The 17211-nt window shown below is 68.9% G+C and carries 17 protein-coding genes; 9 read left to right on the forward strand and 8 right to left on the reverse strand.

The window, feature by feature from the left end; all coding sequences use genetic code 11:
* The first annotated feature begins 12 nt into the window (after positions 1-12).
* Positions 13-999 (forward strand): endonuclease/exonuclease/phosphatase family protein, encoded by a 987-nt coding sequence (locus SPR02S_RS19205; RefSeq protein ID WP_019058620.1) that lies wholly within the window; start codon positions 13-15, stop codon positions 997-999.
* A 39-nt stretch (positions 1000-1038) separates the two neighbouring features.
* On the forward strand, positions 1039-2409 hold the full coding sequence (locus SPR02S_RS63820) for a hypothetical protein (protein ID WP_019058621.1): 1371 nt from the start codon (positions 1039-1041) through the stop codon (positions 2407-2409).
* An 87-nt stretch (positions 2410-2496) separates the two neighbouring features.
* On the opposite strand, the gene SPR02S_RS19215 is transcribed toward SPR02S_RS63820, so the two are convergent.
* From SPR02S_RS19215 to SPR02S_RS19225, 3 genes are all read right to left on the reverse strand, one after another.
* A complete protein-coding gene (locus SPR02S_RS19215) occupies positions 2497-3282 on the reverse strand; it encodes a S1 family peptidase (RefSeq protein ID WP_019058622.1) in 786 nt (261 codons plus the stop codon).
* 197 nt (positions 3283-3479) lie between these two features.
* Positions 3480-4151 (reverse strand): response regulator, encoded by a 672-nt coding sequence (locus SPR02S_RS19220; protein WP_019058623.1) that lies wholly within the window; start codon positions 4149-4151, stop codon positions 3480-3482.
* Positions 4148-5317 carry a sensor histidine kinase gene (locus SPR02S_RS19225; protein ID WP_019058624.1) on the reverse strand — a complete coding sequence of 390 codons (1170 nt, stop codon included), beginning with the start codon at positions 5315-5317 and terminating at the stop codon, positions 4148-4150. The genes SPR02S_RS19220 and SPR02S_RS19225 overlap by 4 nt, the downstream gene beginning before the upstream one ends.
* A 107-nt stretch (positions 5318-5424) precedes the next feature.
* Here SPR02S_RS19225 and SPR02S_RS19230 point away from each other — a divergent pair, with 107 nt between their 5' ends.
* The 3 genes from SPR02S_RS19230 to SPR02S_RS19240 are packed head-to-tail and all read left to right on the forward strand — an operon-like array spanning position 5425 to position 8689.
* On the forward strand, positions 5425-6396 hold the full coding sequence (locus SPR02S_RS19230; protein WP_019058625.1) for an ABC transporter ATP-binding protein: 972 nt from the start codon (positions 5425-5427) through the stop codon (positions 6394-6396).
* A complete protein-coding gene (locus SPR02S_RS19235; protein ID WP_019058626.1) occupies positions 6393-7922 on the forward strand; it encodes a DUF1349 domain-containing protein in 1530 nt (509 codons plus the stop codon). Before SPR02S_RS19230 ends, SPR02S_RS19235 begins: the two co-directional genes overlap by 4 nt.
* On the forward strand, positions 7919-8689 hold the full coding sequence (locus SPR02S_RS19240) for an ABC transporter permease (protein ID WP_019058627.1): 771 nt from the start codon (positions 7919-7921) through the stop codon (positions 8687-8689). Before SPR02S_RS19235 ends, SPR02S_RS19240 begins: the two co-directional genes overlap by 4 nt.
* On the opposite strand, the gene SPR02S_RS19245 is transcribed toward SPR02S_RS19240, so the two are convergent.
* The 3 genes from SPR02S_RS19245 to SPR02S_RS19255 are packed head-to-tail and all read right to left on the reverse strand — an operon-like array spanning position 8670 to position 10017.
* Positions 8670-8945 carry a DUF397 domain-containing protein gene (locus tag SPR02S_RS19245; RefSeq protein ID WP_019058628.1) on the reverse strand — a complete coding sequence of 92 codons (276 nt, stop codon included), beginning with the start codon at positions 8943-8945 and terminating at the stop codon, positions 8670-8672. The genes SPR02S_RS19240 and SPR02S_RS19245 overlap by 20 nt on opposite strands.
* Complete coding sequence (locus tag SPR02S_RS19250; protein ID WP_019058629.1) at positions 8945-9199, reverse strand: DUF397 domain-containing protein; 255 nt, start codon at positions 9197-9199, stop codon at positions 8945-8947. Before SPR02S_RS19250 ends, SPR02S_RS19245 begins: the two co-directional genes overlap by 1 nt.
* The gene (locus tag SPR02S_RS19255; RefSeq protein ID WP_019058630.1) at positions 9196-10017 is read right to left on the reverse strand and encodes a helix-turn-helix domain-containing protein; all 822 of its coding nucleotides are present in this window, start codon (positions 10015-10017) and stop codon (positions 9196-9198) included. Before SPR02S_RS19255 ends, SPR02S_RS19250 begins: the two co-directional genes overlap by 4 nt.
* Before the next feature lie 112 nt (positions 10018-10129).
* Between SPR02S_RS19255 and SPR02S_RS19260 the strand changes: the two genes are divergently transcribed.
* The gene (locus tag SPR02S_RS19260; RefSeq protein ID WP_019058631.1) at positions 10130-10549 is read left to right on the forward strand and encodes an ATP-binding protein; all 420 of its coding nucleotides are present in this window, start codon (positions 10130-10132) and stop codon (positions 10547-10549) included.
* On the opposite strand, the gene SPR02S_RS55955 is transcribed toward SPR02S_RS19260, so the two are convergent.
* A complete protein-coding gene (locus SPR02S_RS55955) occupies positions 10540-12693 on the reverse strand; it encodes a tetratricopeptide repeat protein (RefSeq protein ID WP_158697844.1) in 2154 nt (717 codons plus the stop codon). The genes SPR02S_RS19260 and SPR02S_RS55955 overlap by 10 nt on opposite strands.
* Positions 12694-13022: 329 nt before the next feature.
* Here SPR02S_RS55955 and SPR02S_RS19270 point away from each other — a divergent pair, with 329 nt between their 5' ends.
* The 3 genes from SPR02S_RS19270 (at position 13023) to SPR02S_RS19280 (ending at position 16407) form a co-directional block, all read left to right on the forward strand.
* Positions 13023-14471: an AAA family ATPase gene (locus SPR02S_RS19270; protein WP_174447551.1), complete on the forward strand. Its 1449-nt coding sequence runs from the start codon at positions 13023-13025 to the stop codon at positions 14469-14471.
* A 120-nt stretch (positions 14472-14591) separates the two neighbouring features.
* Entirely contained in the window at positions 14592-15344 is a 753-nt protein-coding gene (locus SPR02S_RS19275; RefSeq protein ID WP_026150692.1) for a DUF6461 domain-containing protein, read from the forward strand.
* A complete protein-coding gene (locus SPR02S_RS19280; RefSeq protein WP_019058635.1) occupies positions 15337-16407 on the forward strand; it encodes a DNA glycosylase AlkZ-like family protein in 1071 nt (356 codons plus the stop codon). The genes SPR02S_RS19275 and SPR02S_RS19280 overlap by 8 nt, the downstream gene beginning before the upstream one ends.
* A 22-nt stretch (positions 16408-16429) precedes the next feature.
* Here the strand turns inward: SPR02S_RS19280 and SPR02S_RS19285 are convergent, their stop codons facing one another.
* On the reverse strand, positions 16430-17038 hold the full coding sequence (locus SPR02S_RS19285; RefSeq protein ID WP_019058636.1) for a YceI family protein: 609 nt from the start codon (positions 17036-17038) through the stop codon (positions 16430-16432).
* Positions 17039-17211 lie beyond the last annotated feature (173 nt).

Raw genomic sequence — 17211 nt, forward strand, 5'->3', positions numbered from 1 at the left:
GCTGACGGTGTGATGATCCCCCGGATTCCCCTCGCCCCCTGGAAGCGCGGCCCGGTGCTCGCCGTGCTGGCCCTGCTGCTGGGTCTGCTCATGCTGCTGCACGCCCAGGTCCCGACCTTCGCGGGCATCGGCAGCCTGGTGGAGAACCTCCTGCCGTGGCTCGGCGTGTGCGTCCCGGTGCTGCTGGCCGGGGCGGTATGGCGCCGCTCCGCCTCCGCGACGGTCGCCCTGCTGCTGCCGGTCACGGTGTGGCTGAGCCTCTTCGGCGGGCTGCTCGTCGACAAGTCCCACCCGGGCGGCGACCTCACCGTGGCCAGTCACAACGTCAGCGCCGACAACCCCGACCCGACCGGCACCGCCCGTCAACTGGCCGCCTCCGGCGCGGACTTGCTGGCCCTGGAGGAGCTGACCCCACAGGCCATGGGCAGGTACGAGAAGGGGTTGGCGAAGGCGTACCCGTACCACGCGGTGCGGGGCACGGTCGGCCTGTGGAGCAAGCTGCCGCTGTCGGACACCCGGTCGGTGAATGTCGTACGGGGTGATGTCGGGCCGTTGGCGAAGACCAAGCCGGCCGACGCCCCGAAGGAACCGGCCCGGGCACTGCGCACCACGGTGGCCACGGACCACGGGCCGCTAGCGGTCTACGTGGCGCACCTCGGGTCGGTCCGTTTGATGCCCAGCGACGGCTTCTGGACGGACTCGCGCGACTTCGGCGCCCGCGCGCTGGGCAAGGCGGTAGCCGCCGAGCCGAACAAGCGGGTGGTACTGCTCGGCGACCTGAACGGCACCACGGACGACCGCGCCTTCCACACCCTCACCGCCCACCTGCGCTCGGCCCAGGAGACGGCAGGCAACGGCTTCGGCTTCACCTGGCCGGCGTCCTTCCCGATCGCGCGCATCGACCAGATTCTGGTACGGGGGGTGGGGGCGCGGAGTGCGTGGGTGCTGCCGGAGACCGGCAGCGATCACCTGCCGGTGGCGGCCCGGATCAGCTGGTGAGCACCGGCCAAAGGGACCGACCTCGGGTAGCGTCGAGTCATGAAGGCCGTGATCCGGACCCGAAGCCTCCCGGGGCTACCGCTGGGGCTGCTGCTGGCCCTGCTGCTCGCCGCCCTCACCATGGCGACCCCGGCCGCCGCGGACACCGGCGTCTCGACGATCGGCGACGCCCTGCGCAAGAGCCCGGTCTACGTCGACCCATCGGCGAGCGCCCAGCTGTCGACGACAGACGCCGACGCCCTGGCCAAGCGGATCAAGGACGCCGACAAGCCGGTGTTCGTCGCGGTCCTCCCCGCCGACTACCCGACGGCGAACCTCTTCACCAACCTCCGCACCGCCACCGGCATCACCGGCCTCTACGCGATCCGCCTCGGCGACCGTTTCGACGCCCGCGCCGACTCCCGGGTGCTGTCGAACGCCGCCGTGAAGAACCTGGTCAGCAGCGTCCAGGGCGAGGACGCGAAGACCCAGCTCACCGACTTCACGAACCGCGCGCTGGCCAGCATGGGCGGTTCGGCGCCCGCGTCCTGGGGCGGCTCCTCGGACGGCGGCGGGGGAGTCTCCGGTACGGCGCTGATCGTCGCGGGCGGGGTGCTGGTGGCGGGCGGCGCGGGGGCGTACACCCTCGTACGCCGCAGCCGTCGCCGCCGCGAGGAGGAACAGCGCGCGGCGCTCGACAAGCTACGGGTGGTCGTGGACGAGGACATCACGGCCTTCGGCGAGGAACTGGACCGCCTCGAATTCCACCCGGCCGAACCAGGCGCCGACGACGCGATGCGCGCCGACTACGAACGCGCCCTCGACGCCTACGAACAGGCGAAGTCGTACATGGCGGCGGCCACGAAACCCGAGGACGTCCGCTCGGTCACCCAGGCACTGGAGGACGGCCGCTTCTCGCTCGCCCAACTCGCCGCCCGCCGCGAGGGCCGCCCGCTCCCCGAGCGCCGCGCCCCCTGCTTCTTCGACCCCCGCCACGGCCCCTCGGTCGCCGACGCCACCTGGACCCCGTCCGGCGGCGCACCCCGCGAGGTCCCGGTCTGCGCGGCCGACCAGGCCCGCCTCGCGGACGGCCGGGACCCGATGATCCGCGAGGTCGACACCGACTACGGCCGCCGCCCGTACTGGGACGCCGGCCCGGCCTACGGCCCCTGGGCAGGCGGCTACTTCGGCGGCGGCCTCCTCCCCGGCCTCCTCGTCGGCACGGTCCTCGGCAGCATGATGTCCACCCCGTCCTACGCCTCCGACTACGGCACGGGCTACGGCGACTTCGGCAGCGGCGGCTACGACGGCGGCGACGTCTCCGGCGCGAACTTCGACTCCGACGACTTCGGCGGCGGCTTCGGAGGGGGCGGGGACTTCGGAGGGGGCGGAGACGGGGGAGGCGGCGGGGACTTCGGCGGCGGTTTCTGAAGGAGCGGGGGGCGAGAAACACGGGCCCGGCGCACATGTGGCGCCGGACCCGCAGAAGAAGGACGTACGTCAGAAGAAGGACGTACGTCAGAGCGAAGCCGCCGCCGACGCGATCGCGGAGGCGAACGTGGACACCTCGCTGTACACGCCGGGCGCGTTCGCGCGGGCGCACCCTATGCCCCAGCTGACGATGCCGACCTGGATCCAGGCGTTGGCGCTGTCCCGGCGGAACATCGGACCACCGGAGTCACCCTGACAGGTGTCGACCCCACCGGCCGTGTACCCGGCACAGATCTCGTCACTGGCGACGAGCCCGCTGTACCCGCTGTAGGACCGGCAGGTGGCGTCACTGACGAACGGCACGGTGGCCTTGCGCAGATACCGCTGCTGAGCCCCGCCCTCACTGGCCGAACCCCACCCGGCGATGGTGAAGGTCCCGGTGTTGTACTGCGTGGTCGTGGCGATCTTCAGCGTCGGCACGGTGGTGATGGGCGAGGCGAGCTTGATGAGCGCCCAGTCCTTGCCGTTGCCGTTGTACCCCGGCGCCCGGTACACGTACGTCGACTTGACCTGGACCCGCCCGGTGGTGGACTGCAGGTCCACCACACCCGCGGTGGCGGTGATGCTGGTGTTGGCGCCGCTCCCGCTCACGCAGTGCGCGGCGGTCAGCACGATCTGCGGGGTGTAGAGCGCACCCCCACAGCCCATCGAGAGCCGGACCATGAACGGGAACTCGCCCTGCGTCGCGGTGGTTCCGCCGACGACGGGCGTGGGGGCGGCCTGTGCGGCCGAGACGGGCTGAAGGCTGGCGATCGCGAGAGCGGCGGCGCCGACGGCCGCGCATCTCTTGAGGGCTGTGAGGAGCTTCTTCAACGTGATGCCTTCCGTGGGGGGTGGCAATGACGCGCACATGTCAATCGAGAGCATCAAAGAAATGCTCAATTTCTGACATGGGCTGGTCAAATCTGTTGAAGGATTATGGGAACCCTGTGAACGTCCGCACAAGGGGTGGGTTTCAGCCATCGGCCAGCCGGGGTGAGCTCGGCCTCGGTGCCGCGCGCCCGCCGCCGTCAGCCGGTCCTCGGCACGACGAGTCCCGTCTCGTAGGCCATCACCACGGCCTGCGTACGGTCCCGCAGCCCCAGCTTGGACAGGATGCGGCTGACGTGGGTCTTCACGGTCTCCTCGCCGACGTGCAGGCGAGCGGCCAGCTCGGGGTTGGACAGGCCCTGGGCCAGCAGCCGCAGGACGTCGGTCTCGCGTGGGGTGAGGGCGTCAAGTGCGGTGTGCGCGGGGCCGGTTCGGGGCCGCTGACGGGCGAACTCGGCGATCAGCCGCCGAGTGATCCCGGGCGCGAGCAACGCCTCACCGGCCGCCACGACCCGCACCGCGTCGAAGAGTCGCTCGGCCGTCACGTCCTTGAGCAGGAACCCGCTCGCCCCCGCGGTCAGCGCGTCGTAGACATGCTCGTCGAGGTCGAAGGTGGTCAGCACCAACACCCTTGGTACAACAGGGCAGTTCTGGAGTCGTGCGGTGGCTTCGATGCCGTCCATGACCGGCATCCGTACGTCCATCAGCACCACGTCCGGCGACTCCTCGCGGCAGACGCGTACCGCCTCGGCGCCGTCGCGGGCCGTGCCCACGACCGTGAAGTCGGCCTGGGTGGCGAGGAGTCCGGCGTATCCGACCCGGACGATCTCGTGGTCGTCGGCGACGACGATACGGATGGGCGTGATGTTCATGGCCGCGCCGCCCCCTCCTGCTTCTGCACCTGCTTTTGCTCCTCCTCCGACTTGACGGGGAGTCGTGCCTCGACGACGAAACCGCCGCCGGGCGCGGGCCCGGTGCGCAACGTCCCGCCGACCGTCGCGGCTCGCTCACGCATACCGAGCAGGCCATGGCCGGAGAGACCGGCGGCGACGGGCCCCGGTCCGTTGTCGCGCACGCGCACCGCCAAGTCCTCGTCCCCGTAACGGAGTTCTACGTCCACTGCGGCGCCCGGCGCGTGGCGTCGGGCGTTGGTGAGGGCCTCCTGGACGATTCGGTACGCGGTGACCTCGATCCCGGGGTCCAGCGAGGTGACGTGTCCGCTGACGATGAGGCGGGTGCGGGAGCCGGCCGCGTCGCGTGACTCGTCGACCAGGTCGATGAGTTGGGCGAGGCCGGGCTGGGGCCGCCGTTGGACCCCCGTGTCGGCGTCCTCCCGCAGCACGCCCAGCAGCCGCCGCATCTCGGTCAGGGCGGTGCGCGCGGTGTCGCCGATGGCGAGGAGGCGGGTGGCGCCCTCCGCTGGGAGACCCGGGGTGGTGAGGCGGGCGGTCTCCGCCTGGACGGCGATCATCGAGATGTGATGCGCGACGACATCGTGCAACTCCCGTGCGATACGCGCCCGTTCACCCCGGGCGGCGTGTTCGAGGAGCGTGTCCGCGAAGGCCTGTTCGGTCGCGCTGTGGGCCAGGGCCGTACTGCGTGCGTGGTGGGCGATGCCGGTGGCCGCGGCGGCGGAGGCGAGGGTCGCGACGAGGACGGCGACGATCCTGGTCGGTTCCTCCTGACTGCCGAGGGCGATCACGACGTAGGGCAGGACGAGCAGTCCGCCGAGGCGGGTGGCTCCGGCGCGGCCCAGCACGTACACGCACACCAGTTGGGCCACGACCCCGCCGACGGTGAGGATGCCGAAGGGCACGAGGGACAGTACGCAGGCCGTACTGACGGCGACGGCGGTACCACTGCGCGCGGGGCCGCCGGATCCCAGTACGAGGGCGAGGGGCAGGGTGGAAGCGAGGGTGAGCAGCAGGAGGGCGGCGAACCCAGCGCCCAAGTCGGTGCTGCGCAGCAGCACTTCGGAGACCGCGAGAACACCCAGGACACCAGAGGCGACGAGATTCCCCGGCCCGCTTCTCTCCACAGCCACCCCCTCATTGTGCCGACCCCTGTCCGGCCCGGCGTCCCCCGCGCGAGGGACCTCCCGGGCGTGACGACGCACCGCACCGGCCGCCCCTAGCCTCCCTCACCATGAGCCATACAACCGGCGCAACCGATGCGGCCGAAGCGACCATCGAAGTCCGCGATCTGCGCAAGCGGTTCGGCCGGACCCTGGCGGTCGACGGACTGTCCTTCACGGTCGAGCCCGGCACGGTGACCGGCTTCGTCGGTCCCAACGGCGCGGGCAAGTCCACCACCATGCGTACCGTTCTGGGGCTGGACGCCCCCGACTCGGGGCAGGCGTTGATCGGCGGCCGTCCCTACCACGCCCTGCGCACCCCGCTGTTGGAGGTCGGCGCGCTCCTGGACGCCGCCGCCCTGCACCCCAGCCGCCGGGGCCGCGACCACCTCCGCTGGCTGGCCCACTCGCACGGCCTGCCGATGCGCCGCGTGGACGAGGTCCTCGAACAGGTCGGCATGGAGCAGGCGTCCCGGAGGCGGGCGGGCGGCTACTCCCTCGGGATGCGCCAACGCCTTGGCATAGCAGCAGCATTGCTCGGCGATCCTCCGGTGCTGTTGCTCGACGAACCGGTCAACGGCCTGGACCCCGAGGGCATCCAGTGGATCCGCACCCTCCTGCGCCACCTGGCTTCGGAAGGCCGCGCGATCCTCGTCTCCAGTCACCTGATGAGCGAACTCGAAGACACCGCCGACCACTTGGTGGTCATCGGCAGGGGCCGTCTGATCGCCGACACGGCGGTGGCCGACCTCCTCACGGCGGCCTCCGGCGACCGGGTAAGGCTGCGCACGAGCAGTCGTACGGAAGCGATGGAACTGCTGGCGAGGGAGGGCGGCACGGTCGCTGTCATCGACCGGGACACCCTCACGGTCACCGGCCTGCCCGCCGAACGGATCGTGGAGCTGCTCGGCGCGTCCCGCGTCCCCTTCGCCGAAGTGGGCGCGCACCGGGCGACGTTGGAGGAGGCGTACATGGAACTCACCCGGGACGCGGTCGAGTTCACGTCCACGCCCGCCTCGGACGCGGATGAGGTGACCCGATGACGACTCCCACGAAGACCGTCCAGCCGTACCGCTCGGCCCTCCACCCCACCCGGGCCGGCTTCGGCCGGCTGCTGCGCGCGGAGTGGACGAAGTTCTGGACGGTGAGGGCCTGGCTACTGGTGCTCGCGGTGGCGGCCGTGGTCACGGTGGTGATCTCCCAGATGGGCGCGAGCGGCTCCACCACCGGCGGTGGCCCTCCGGTCGTCGTCGGTCCGGGCGGCGAGGTGGTCAACGACTCCTTCCGCTTCACCCACCGCACGCTGACCGGCGACGGCACGATCACGGCGCGGGTCACCGGCCTGAAGGACGCCTCCGGCAAGGGACTTGGGCCCTGGACGAAGGCCGGGATCATCGTCAAGTCGAGCCTGAAGCAGGGCTCGCCGTACGTGGCGGTGATGGCGACGCCCGCCCACGGCGTCCGCATGCAGTGGAACTTCACCCACGACACGGCGGGTCCGAGCAGCGACCTGGCGAAGGCGCCGCAGTGGCTCAGGCTGAAAAGGCTGGGGGGAAAACTAACCGGCTATGCGTCGGTAGACGGTGAGAAGTGGACCCAGCTTGGGGAGGTGGGGGTCGGGGGGATGCGGGGGACGGTCCAGGTGGGGCTGTTCCTGGCGGCTCCCGTCCACGAGATCGTCCACCGCTCCTTCGGCGGTACGAGCGAGGTGGCGGGCAGCGGCCAGGCCACCGGCACCTTCGACCGTCTCACCTTCCAGGGCAAGTCGACGGCGGGCGGCTGGACGGACACGGACATCGGCGCCCCGACTGCCGACGGCCCGAACAGTCAACCCGGTACGACGACGGTGTCCCCGACCGGCACCTACACCCTCACCGGCCAGGGAGACATCGCCCCGGACGAGAACAGCCCCGACACGGTCCAGATGAGCTTCCAGGGAGTCTTCATGGGCCTGCTCTTCATGGTCGCCCTGGGCACGCTCTTCGTGACGACCGAATACAAACGGGGCCTGATCCGTACGACGTTCACGGCGACCCCGTCCCGACTGAAGGTACTGGCGGCGAAGACGACGGTGATAGCGGCGATCACCTTCACAACGGGCCTGCTGGCAACGGCAATTGGCTTCACCCTGGCCCAGAAGACACTGCGGTCGAACGGCTTCAAGTCCCCCGAGTTCCCGGACCTCTCCTTGTTGGAGAACCCGGCCCTGAGGGCGGTGGTGGGCAGCGCGGTACTCCTGTCCCTGGTGGCGGTCCTGGCCCTCTCCCTGGGCGTGGTCCTGCGCAACAGCGCCGGCACGATCGCCACGGTGGTCGTCCTGGTGATCCTCCCGCAGATCCTGTCCTTCGCCCTCCCGCTCCCCGTCGCGCAGTGGCTGCTCAGGGTCACACCGGCGGCGGCCTTCGCCGTCCAGCAGGGCGTGACGTACTACCCCCAGGTCCAACACAACTGCCTCCCGGAGAGCGGCTGTTACCCCCTCTCCCCGTACAACGGCCTGGCGGTCCTGGTGGCGTACGCGGCGGCGGCGCTCCTGCTGGCGGCCTGGACGGTAAGGAGGCGGGACGCGTGAGGTGGCGAGGTTCTCTGCACGCTCTCCATGCCGAGTGGACCAAACTCCGTACCCTGCCCAGCACTTGGTGGCTCCTGGTGGCAACGGTCGCCCTGACGGCGGCGATGGGCGCGGCGGCGGCCTCGTCGCTCACGACCCGCGTATGCCCGACACCGACGGCCTGCCACGAGGACACGGTCAAACTGGCCCTCACCGGCGTCCAGTTGAGCCAGGCGGTGTGCCTGGTCCTGGGTGCGCTGTCGATCGGCGCGGAGTACGGCACGGGCACGATCCGCACGACGCTGACGGCGATGCCGGGTAGGTGGCGGGTGCTGGCGTCCAAGGCGGCGGCATTGTCACTGCTGACGTCGGCTGCGGGGGTGCTGGCGGTGCTGTCAGCCCTGGGGCTGGCCCGCCTGATCCTTCCGACCCCGCCGCCGGTGGACGGCGCGATGTTCCGCGCGGCGGGCGGTTCGATCCTCGTCCTGGTGCTGGTGACGCTCCTGGGCCTGTCCCTGGCGACCCTGCTCCGCGACACGAGCGGCGCGATCACCCTGGGCCTGGGCATCCTCTACGTCGTCCCGGTCCTGTCCCACGTCGTCAACTCCCCGACCTGGCAACACCGTCTGCAACGCTGGGCCCCCATGCCGGCGGGCCTGTCCATCCAGGCGACGAAGAACCTGGCGGGGTTGGCGATCGGTCCGTGGGCGGGGTTGGGGGTACTGGCGGCGTATGCGGTGGGGTTGTTGGTGGTGGGGGGAACGGCGTTCAGGCTGCGGGACGCGTGAACCGGCTCAGGAACTCTGTCCAAGTGCTGGGCGAGACGGTGAGGATGCCACCGGCGGGGGCCTTGGAGTCCCGGATGTGGATGGCGGAGGGGTGGGTGGCGACTTCGATGCAGTTACCGCCCTCGTTGCTGCTGTGGCTGGACTTCCGCCAGGCGTAAGCGACTTCGATGCAGTTGCCACCTTCGCTGCCGCTGTAGCTGGACTTGAACCACGCCAGGTCGTCCGAGCGGTCGAGCTGTCCTGCTGCGGCGTTCATTACTCTCCTTGCATTCGCTCCAGGAATTCCGTCCAAGTGCCGGGAGAGACGGTGAGGATGCCACCGGCGGGGACCTTGGAGTCGCGGATGTGGATGGCGGCGGGGTGGGCGGCAACTTCGATGCAGTCCCCGCCCTCGCTACCGCTGTAGCTGGACTTCCGCCAGGCATAAGCGACTTCGATGCAGTTGCCGCCCTTGCTGCTGCTGTAGCTGGACTTGAACCACGCCAAGTGCTGCCGTGCTGCGGTGTTCATTGCTCTCCTAGCAGTCGCTCCAGGAGGCGCATGCTCTCGGAGGGAGAGAGCGCCTGTGACCGCAGCATTCCATATTTCAGGTGATAGTTACTCACCTCTTCCGGGTCCTCGACGAGGAAGCTGGCGCGCTGAACTTCGAGGTAGGCGAGGCGGTCGTGGTGCGGAGTCTCCAGCAGCACCAAGGGACCGTCGAGGGAGGCGTGGGGCATCCGGTCCATGGGCATGATCTGCACACCCATGTGCGCGGGCTCGTTGGCCTCGATCAACTTGCGGATCTGGTCCCGCATGACCTCCGGGCCGCCGACGTTCCGCCGCAGGACGCTCTCCTCGATGATGAAGTGCCCCACCGGAGGCCGATCGCGCGTCCAGATCTCCTGCCGTTGCATCCGGTTGGCCACCCACTGGTCGGCCGTCTCGTCCCCGACCGCCGGATGCAGGGACTCGAAGACACAGCGGGCGTACGCCTCCGTCTGGAGCAGGCCAGGCACGACCTGTGTCTGGTACGACAAGATGGCGATGGCCTCCTGCTCATTGTCGACGAGCCCTTGTGCGAAGGCGGGCATCCGCTCCTGCACCGGCAACTTGTCGACGACGGCGAACAACGCCCCGCCCGTGTGCAGCAGTTCATCGAACTCGGTGGCCCGATGATCCTGTAGCGCAAGCCTCCCTTGTTCGTAGGACCTGATCGTGTCAACGTGCAGGTTCGCGATCTCCGCGAACTGCTCCTGTGTGAGCCCGGCCTGCCTTCGGAAGTGGGCGACCAGCCCGCCGACCGCCTGCCAAGTACCGACCTTCTTGGGCCTCTTCGCCGATTGCATGCGTGTCCCTTTCCCCCGCGCACACCCGAAGTCGTCGTAGTGAGGTCGTAGAGAAAACAAATACGACCTCACTCACTGCCCCAAGATAGTGACCGCCAGTGACAGTGGTCCCATGAACGAACAACTCCACCAAAGCCACACCCGCGAGGCGTTCTACCGACGCGACCGCAGATCAGTAGCCCTGGCCCGCGAGTTCACCCGGAACACCCTCGCGGACTGGGAGATCATCGACCGGGCCGACGAAATGCTGCTCTGCGTAAGCGAGTTGGCGACCAACGCGATCCTGCACGGCGTACCACCGGGCCGGGGCCTCGCCCTCCGCCTCTGCGTCCACCTCGACGGAATCCTCCGCGTCGAGGTCCACGACAGCGGCACCGGTCAACTCCGTGACGTCAGGACCCGGTATCGGGACCTCCACGCGGAGGATGGCCGGGGCCTGATGCTGGTCTCCATGCTTGCGGACAAGTGGGGGGTGGGGGAGCGGGCGCCGGGGAAGGTGGTGTGGTGCGAGTTCGCGGTGGGTTATGGGTGAGTCTTCAAGATCGCGGCGATGTTGCGCTCGGCCATCGCGATGTCGTCTTCGTCGCCGAACTCCCGGAACAGATCCAGCGCTTGGTGGGTGGCCGACAGAGCTTCCTCGCACCGGCCCACCGCGCGGAGCGTGACGCCTATGTTGGTGCCGGCCAAGGCCTCTCCACGGCGATCGTCGAGGAACGCATACCAATTCCTGGCCCGTGTGTGGGCCGAGAGGGCCTCGTTGAATCGCCCGAGATCTTTCAACGTCAGGCCCAGGTTGTTCCAGGACTTGGCCCTGCCGTGCCAGTCGCCGAGTTCGGCGGAGAGCCCCAGGGCGTGGGTGAGGGAAGTGATGGATTCTGTGTGGTGGCCCAGGTTGCGAAGAACGATGCCGAGGCTGTTCCTGATCGATGCCTCGACCTCCCTGTCACCCAATTCCGCACATATGGCAAGGGACTCCTCAAGGGCGACGAGCGACTCGTCCAGGCGTCCTAGGTCATCCAGCGCGATGCCGAGATTGCAGCGTGCCTTGGCCGCTTGGTGCCGGTTGCCCAGATCGCCATAAAGCCGCGCACTGTGACCGTAGGCCTCGATCGCCTCGCTGTACCGCCGCATCTCCCGCAGGACGAGTCCGAGGTTGTTCCAGGCCAGGGCCATCCCGTCGCGGTCGCCGAATTCCTCGAAGAGGCCCAGCGCACGGCGATATACATCCACGGCCTCTTCCAATCGCCGTGAAGCGAGCAGAGCAGAACCGAGGGAGCTGTCCGTCATGGCCTGGACCTGGCAGTCACCCACCCGGCGCGAGGCCTCGCAGGCGGTCTCCGCCACGGTGACCCAGTCGTGGAAGTCCCGGCGGCGGTGGAGGTCGATGCCCAAGCAGTGGGACAGGAGCAGAGTGTTCCGGATCTGTTCGTCGTCCTCGGTATCGGTCCACTGGGCGGCCGCCAGCAGTCCCGTGCGCTCGGCATTCAGCCAGTTCAAGGCCTGGGCGCGGTCGGTGAAAGTATCGCCGGGCACGTCATCGGCCTGCGGCCGGACGTGTGCCACTGCCGACAGCGTCCTCTGCGCGTAGTGGCCCACCAGCTGACTCCGGGCCTCGGCCGCCTCGTCGAGGAATTCTGGATCTTCAGCGACGACGGTGTGCGCGTACAGCCGTACCAGGTCGTGTAGTTGCCAGCGTTCGCCGTCCGGGAACACGGTGAGAAGAGAGCAGGCGGTCAGATCGTCAAGGTACGGCTCCAACTGCTCAAGGGGCAGTCCGGTCAGACAGGCCGCCACCTCAACGCCGATGCCGTCCCCCGGCGCTTGCCCCAACAGCCGGAAAGCCTGGGCTAGTTCAGGCTCCAACCGTGCATACATCTCGTCGAGCACGGGCCGCAGGCTCAGCTCCTTTCTGTACTGATCAACCCCCCTGACCTTCAACGTCCGCACCCGATCGCTCGCGACCTTCAGTCTGCTGACCAACGTTGCAACGGGCCGCTGCCGACCTCGTCGTAGCAACGCGGAGACGATCAGTAGAGCAAGCGGCAAGTGCCCGCACAGCTCGGCGAGTTGACGTACGGCCTCCGGCTCCTCCGCAACCCGTTGATCCCCGGGGTCGTACTGCCGCAACGACCGGTCGATCAACTCCCGTGACGCATCAGGCGTAAGCCCGTCAACCCTGAACTGCCGTACCGGAAGCGAGTCCTGGACCTCCCGGGAGGTCACCAGAACCCGATGCCCGCTCCCTTCTCCCGGCAACAGGGGAGAGATCTGTGCCGGGTCGGACGCGTTGTCCAGAACGATCAACACCGGGTCACGGGAACTCAGTTCGGCCCGATAGCGCGCGTACTGCTCATCAGCCGTAGGCGGCAGATCCTCATCCCCGACCCCCAGCGCCCGCAACAACTCCAGCACCGCCTGATCCGCCGTCATCGGAACCTTGTCGTACCCCCGAAGGGTGACGAAGAGCGCACCCCCGGAAAACCATCCGCACTTCCGCGCCGCATGCCCAACACGCAACGCCAGCGCGGTCTTTCCGACGCCGCCCAGCCCGGAGAAGGCGAAGATGACGACGGACTCGGAGCCACCATCGACACCCGGATCGAGGGCGCTCAGCAGCTCGGCCACCTCCTCCTCACGGCCGGTGAAGGCTGCCGGCTCGGCAGGCAGCGTGGACATCGCGGTGGGGGAGGGGGCCGCCCGCGGGGTCTCCGCCTTGCCGGTGACGGGACCGTAGAACGTACTGCCCCGCAAGTCGATGTGATCCCCGTCGCCCACTGGCCCCGCCCACCGCTCGTCCCCACGCAGCACCACCCACTGCTGCACCCATCCATAGTGCCCGCAGAAAGGTCGGAGCCGTCGGCGTTGCAGCCGCCGTGACCGAGATCCCAGTCCCTCGTTAAGGGAAGCGTATTTCCGGGAAACGTACTTCCCTAAGATGCCGCCTGGAGGCGCTCATGCCCGGCCCCTACTCCCGCCCTCTTCTCAACCTCCCCAAACCCCCAGACATGTTCGCCCGAGACTGGGAATGGAGCGAACTCACCGCCTTCGCCGCCGACGAGGGGCCGGAAGCCACCATGGCCGTGGTGTCGGGGCGGCGCCGGCAAGGAAAGTCCTTCCTGCTCGACTCCCTCGCCCGGGCCGCCGGGGGGTTCTACTTCTGTGCGTACGAGGCGACGGAGGCGGAGTCGCTGCGCCGCTTTGGTGAGGAACTCGGCCAGTACACCGGCAGCATCGCCCCGATGCGCTTCGACCGCTGGGAGCAGGCCGTCGACGCACTGCTCGCTCTGGGCAAGGGCAGACCTGTCCCTGTGGTCATCGACGAGTTCCCGTACCTCGCCAGGGCCACGCCCTCCCTTCCCTCCATCGTGCAGGTCGCCTACGGCCCCCGCCGCCCCGAACGGCTGGAGTCCCGCACCCGCCTTCTCCTGTGCGGCAGTTCGCTGTCCTTCATGGGCAAGCTGCTCAGCGGTACGTCGCCCCTGCGGGGCCGCGCCGGTCTCGAACTCGTCGTACAGCCACTGGACTTCCGGCAGGCGGCGGCGTTCTGGGGCATCGAAGAAGACCCCCGGCTCGCACTCCTCGTGCACAGCGTCGTGGGCGGAACTCCCGCCTACCGAAGGGAGTTCGTACGTGACGACGTCCCGGCCGGCCTGGACGACTTCGACGCCTGGGTCTGCCGTACCGCTCTCTCGCCCCGCTCCCCGCTCTACCGCGAGGCCCGCTACCTCCTGGCCGACGAATCCGACCTCCGGGACCGGGCCCTATACCACTCCGTGCTCGCTGCCCTCGCCTCCGGCAACGCCACGGCGGGCCGGATCGCCGGATGCCTGGAGAGGCCGACCAGCGACATCACCCACCCCCTCACGGTCCTTCAGGACTGCGGACTTGTCCGCAAGGAGACGGACTCCTTCCGCCGGAACCGGAGCGTCTACCGCGTCGGCGAACCGCTGATCGCCTTCGACCACGCCATCTCCCGGCCCAAACTCCCCTTGCTGGACAGGGGGTTGGCGGAACAGGTCTGGGCGAGTTCCCGGTCCCGGTTCCTTTCCGGTGTCGTAGGACCGCACTTCGAGCAGCTCTGCCGCGAGTGGGCTGCCCACTTCGCCGCTCCCGAGACCTTCGGCGGCATGCCGATCGACGTCTCGTACGGGACCGTTCCGGACCAGGCGGAGCGCACCGCCCACGAGATCGACGTGGTCGTACGAGGCGCGGTGGGCCAGGACAACGGCGTACTGCTCTCCCTTGGCGAGGCCAAGTGGGATCAGGTCATGGGCGTGGGACACCTGGAGCGGTTGCGTCATGCTGCCGCGTTGCTTGCTGGACGTGGAGTCGACACGTCGGCCGTCCGACCCGCCTGCTACAGCGGGGCCGGATTCACCGACGAACTGCGCGCCGCGGGAGACCGGGGAGAGGTCGTACTGGTGGACCTGGAGCGTCTGTACCGGGGTGACTGAGACGTCGCCCGCCCGGGAGTGATACCAGGACAGGCCGACGGACGACCGAGATGTCAGTGGGGCGTCCTAGGGTCAACAGACACAGGCAGGGCGTCTGTTCGTTGCTGAAAGGGGCGGCACGTGGGGGACGGCATTCAGTGGCTGGTGGGCGCTACGTCGAGCTCCGGGTGGGTGCTGGACGTCCACTTCGCCCGAGGGATCGGCGTCGACGAACTGGCGCTCCGCCTGGGCGCAACCCTCGGGCCGAGGCCGGAACCGATGACCGACGCCGAGCTGGCCGATCTCGACATCGACGCCTACCCCGACCGCGGGCCGGGCAGCGCCGTGATCCGCGTCGGTGAGGACGCCGGCTGGGCGTTCGCCATCACATACGGCCCGTACATCGAGCGGCTGGCGGAGGTATCGCGGGACGGTGTCGAAGCCGTCCATTACCACTACAACTCGGAGCACCCGCCCACGATCGTCCTGTACGCCCGCGACGGCCGCACCGTCTGCGGATTCGGGCTCTGCGAGGAGAGCAACCGCTACGGACACGAACCCGATCTGCTCCTGCCCGACCTCGTCGCCGCGGGCATCCTGCGCCGGGACGGACAGACCTACCGCCATCCCCGCATCGACGACTATGGCGACTACTGCGACCGCAAGCGCCTCGGCCTGGCCGTCTTCGAGGAACGCTTTGGCCTCTCCCTGCCCCGTTCCGCACTCGCCGAGGACCCCCTCCCGGTGTACGCGATCATGGGTTCACCGGCCCCCGACTTCGAGGAGATCTCCGCGTGGGCCGCGGCCAAGGGCAGACCCCTGCCCGACACCCACCTACGCCTGATCCCGGCCTGCCTGCGCAAGGAGTACGAAAGGAGTACGAACGGTGCATGAACTGACCCGCCCCGAAGCCCGCCGCATCGCCGTCCAGGCCCAACTTCTCGACGCCGACCGCCCCACCGAACTCCACGCGGTAGTACGCCAGTTGACGCTCCTCCAGATCGACCCCACGGCCGCGATCGCCCCCAACGCCGACCTGGTCGCCTGGAGTCGCCTGGGTTCGTCGTACGCGCGGGAAGACCTCACCGCCGCGCTCGCGAACCGCACCCTCCTCGAACTCCGCGCGATGATCCGCCCGAGCGAGGACCTGGTGCTGTACCGCGCCGACATGGCCGTATGGGAGAAGGAATCGAAGCACTACCGCGAGTGGGTCGCCGCCAACGACGCCTGCCGTCGCGACATCCTCGACCGGCTCGACAGCCAAGGGCCGCTCACCTCAAGGGAGTTGCCCGATACCTGCGCGGTGCCGTGGCAGTCGTCCGGCTGGACGCACAACCGCAACGTCAGTCAGCTCCTGGAGCTGATGGTGTTGCGAGGGGAGGTCGCGATCGCGGGCCGGGCGGGACGGGAGCGGCTGTGGGACCTGGCCGCACGCGTCTACCCGGACGAACCCGCCGTACCACTCGACGACGCGCGCAGACTCCGCGACGAACGGCGACTGCGCGCGCTCGGTATCGCCCGCGCCACCGGCACCGCCCTCCCGGTCGAGCCCGCCGTCGTCGGCGAGGCCGGCGAACCGGCCGTCGTAGAAGGGGTGAAGGGGGAGTGGCGGGTCGATCCGGCGTACCTGGAACGGCCGTTCAGCGGGCGGGCCGCACTGCTGTCGCCCTTCGACCGGCTGATTCACGACCGGAAGCGCACCACCGAACTCTTCGGCTACGACTACCAGTTGGAGATGTACAAACCGGCCGAGAAGCGCCGCTGGGGTTACTTCGCCCTGCCGATCCTCTACGGCGATCAGCTCGTCGGGAAGCTCGACGCCGTCGCGGACCGCAAGGCCGGCGTGCTCCTGGTGAACGCCGTCCATCAGGACGTGGAGTTCAGCAGGAGCATCGCCGATGCCGTGGAGGCCGAGATCGAGGATCTCGCGGTCTGGCTCGGCCTCAGGCGTTCTTGAACCTCGACCTTGAACCTCGGGCTCAGGCGCTCTTGATCGCCGAGATGTCGAAGTTCAGCTTGATCTTCTCGGAGACGAGGACGCCACCGGTCTCCAGCGCCGCGTTCCAGGTGAGGCCGAACTCGGAGCGCAGGATCTCGGACTTGCCCTCGAAGCCGACGCGCTCGTTGCCGAACGGGTCCTTCGCCGCGCCGTTGAACTCCAGGTCGATGGTGATCGGCTTGGTGGTGCCGAGGATCTCCAGGTCACCGGTGATGCGGTAGTCGTCGCCGCCGAGGGCTTCGGCCGAGGTGGAGCGGAAGGTCATCGTCGGGAACTCGTCCGTCTTGAAGAAGTCCGAGCTCTTGAGGTGGCCGTCGCGGTCCGGGGAGCCGGTGTCGATGCTGTCCATCTTGACGTCGAGGGACGCGGTGGACTTGGCCGGGTCACTGCCGTCCAGGTGCAGCGTGCCGGTGAAGTCGAGGAACTTGCCCTTGACGTTGGTGACCATCGCGTGGCGGGCGGTGAAGCCGAGCGTGGTGTGCGACGGGTCGATGGTGTAGTCGCCGGTCAGCGCGGCCAGGTCGGGGTTGACGGCGCCGGGGGTCGAGGTGGCGTCGGTCTCGTCGCTCTTGCGGCCGAAGATGCCCATGATGACGTGCTCCTAAAGGGGACGGGAGTGGTGCGGGGGGTTGTGCGGGATGGTGCAAAGCGGTGCAGGGATGAATCTGTTGAACGTTCAACGATGCCAACACGAAGGACCGTAGACCTATTCCATTCAATTTTCAACATCATCCGCAGCGCGTTGCTCCAACTACTACGAGT

Origin of the sequence: Streptomyces prunicolor NBRC 13075 (assembly GCF_000367365.1) — a bacterium.
In the GTDB taxonomy this organism is placed as follows: domain Bacteria; phylum Actinomycetota; class Actinomycetes; order Streptomycetales; family Streptomycetaceae; genus Streptomyces; species Streptomyces prunicolor.

What these genes read in the sequence shown, in the direction of transcription:
- SPR02S_RS19205 (WP_019058620.1), top strand. Translation starts at nt 13, where the DNA reads ATGATCCCCCGGATTCCCCTCGCCCCCTGGAAGCGCGGCCCGGTGCTC.
- SPR02S_RS63820 (WP_019058621.1), top strand. Translation starts at nt 1,039, where the DNA reads ATGAAGGCCGTGATCCGGACCCGAAGCCTCCCGGGGCTACCGCTGGGG.
- SPR02S_RS19220 (WP_019058623.1), bottom strand. Translation starts at nt 4,151, where the DNA reads ATGAACATCACGCCCATCCGTATCGTCGTCGCCGACGACCACGAGATC.
- SPR02S_RS19230 (WP_019058625.1), top strand. Translation starts at nt 5,425, where the DNA reads ATGAGCCATACAACCGGCGCAACCGATGCGGCCGAAGCGACCATCGAA.
- SPR02S_RS19235 (WP_019058626.1), top strand. Translation starts at nt 6,393, where the DNA reads ATGACGACTCCCACGAAGACCGTCCAGCCGTACCGCTCGGCCCTCCAC.
- SPR02S_RS19245 (WP_019058628.1), bottom strand. Translation starts at nt 8,945, where the DNA reads ATGAACGCCGCAGCAGGACAGCTCGACCGCTCGGACGACCTGGCGTGG.
- SPR02S_RS19250 (WP_019058629.1), bottom strand. Translation starts at nt 9,199, where the DNA reads ATGAACACCGCAGCACGGCAGCACTTGGCGTGGTTCAAGTCCAGCTAC.
- SPR02S_RS19255 (WP_019058630.1), bottom strand. Translation starts at nt 10,017, where the DNA reads ATGCAATCGGCGAAGAGGCCCAAGAAGGTCGGTACTTGGCAGGCGGTC.
- SPR02S_RS19260 (WP_019058631.1), top strand. Translation starts at nt 10,130, where the DNA reads ATGAACGAACAACTCCACCAAAGCCACACCCGCGAGGCGTTCTACCGA.
- SPR02S_RS55955 (WP_158697844.1), bottom strand. Translation starts at nt 12,693, where the DNA reads ATGTCCACGCTGCCTGCCGAGCCGGCAGCCTTCACCGGCCGTGAGGAG.
- SPR02S_RS19270 (WP_174447551.1), top strand. Translation starts at nt 13,023, where the DNA reads ATGTTCGCCCGAGACTGGGAATGGAGCGAACTCACCGCCTTCGCCGCC.
- SPR02S_RS19285 (WP_019058636.1), bottom strand. Translation starts at nt 17,038, where the DNA reads ATGGGCATCTTCGGCCGCAAGAGCGACGAGACCGACGCCACCTCGACC.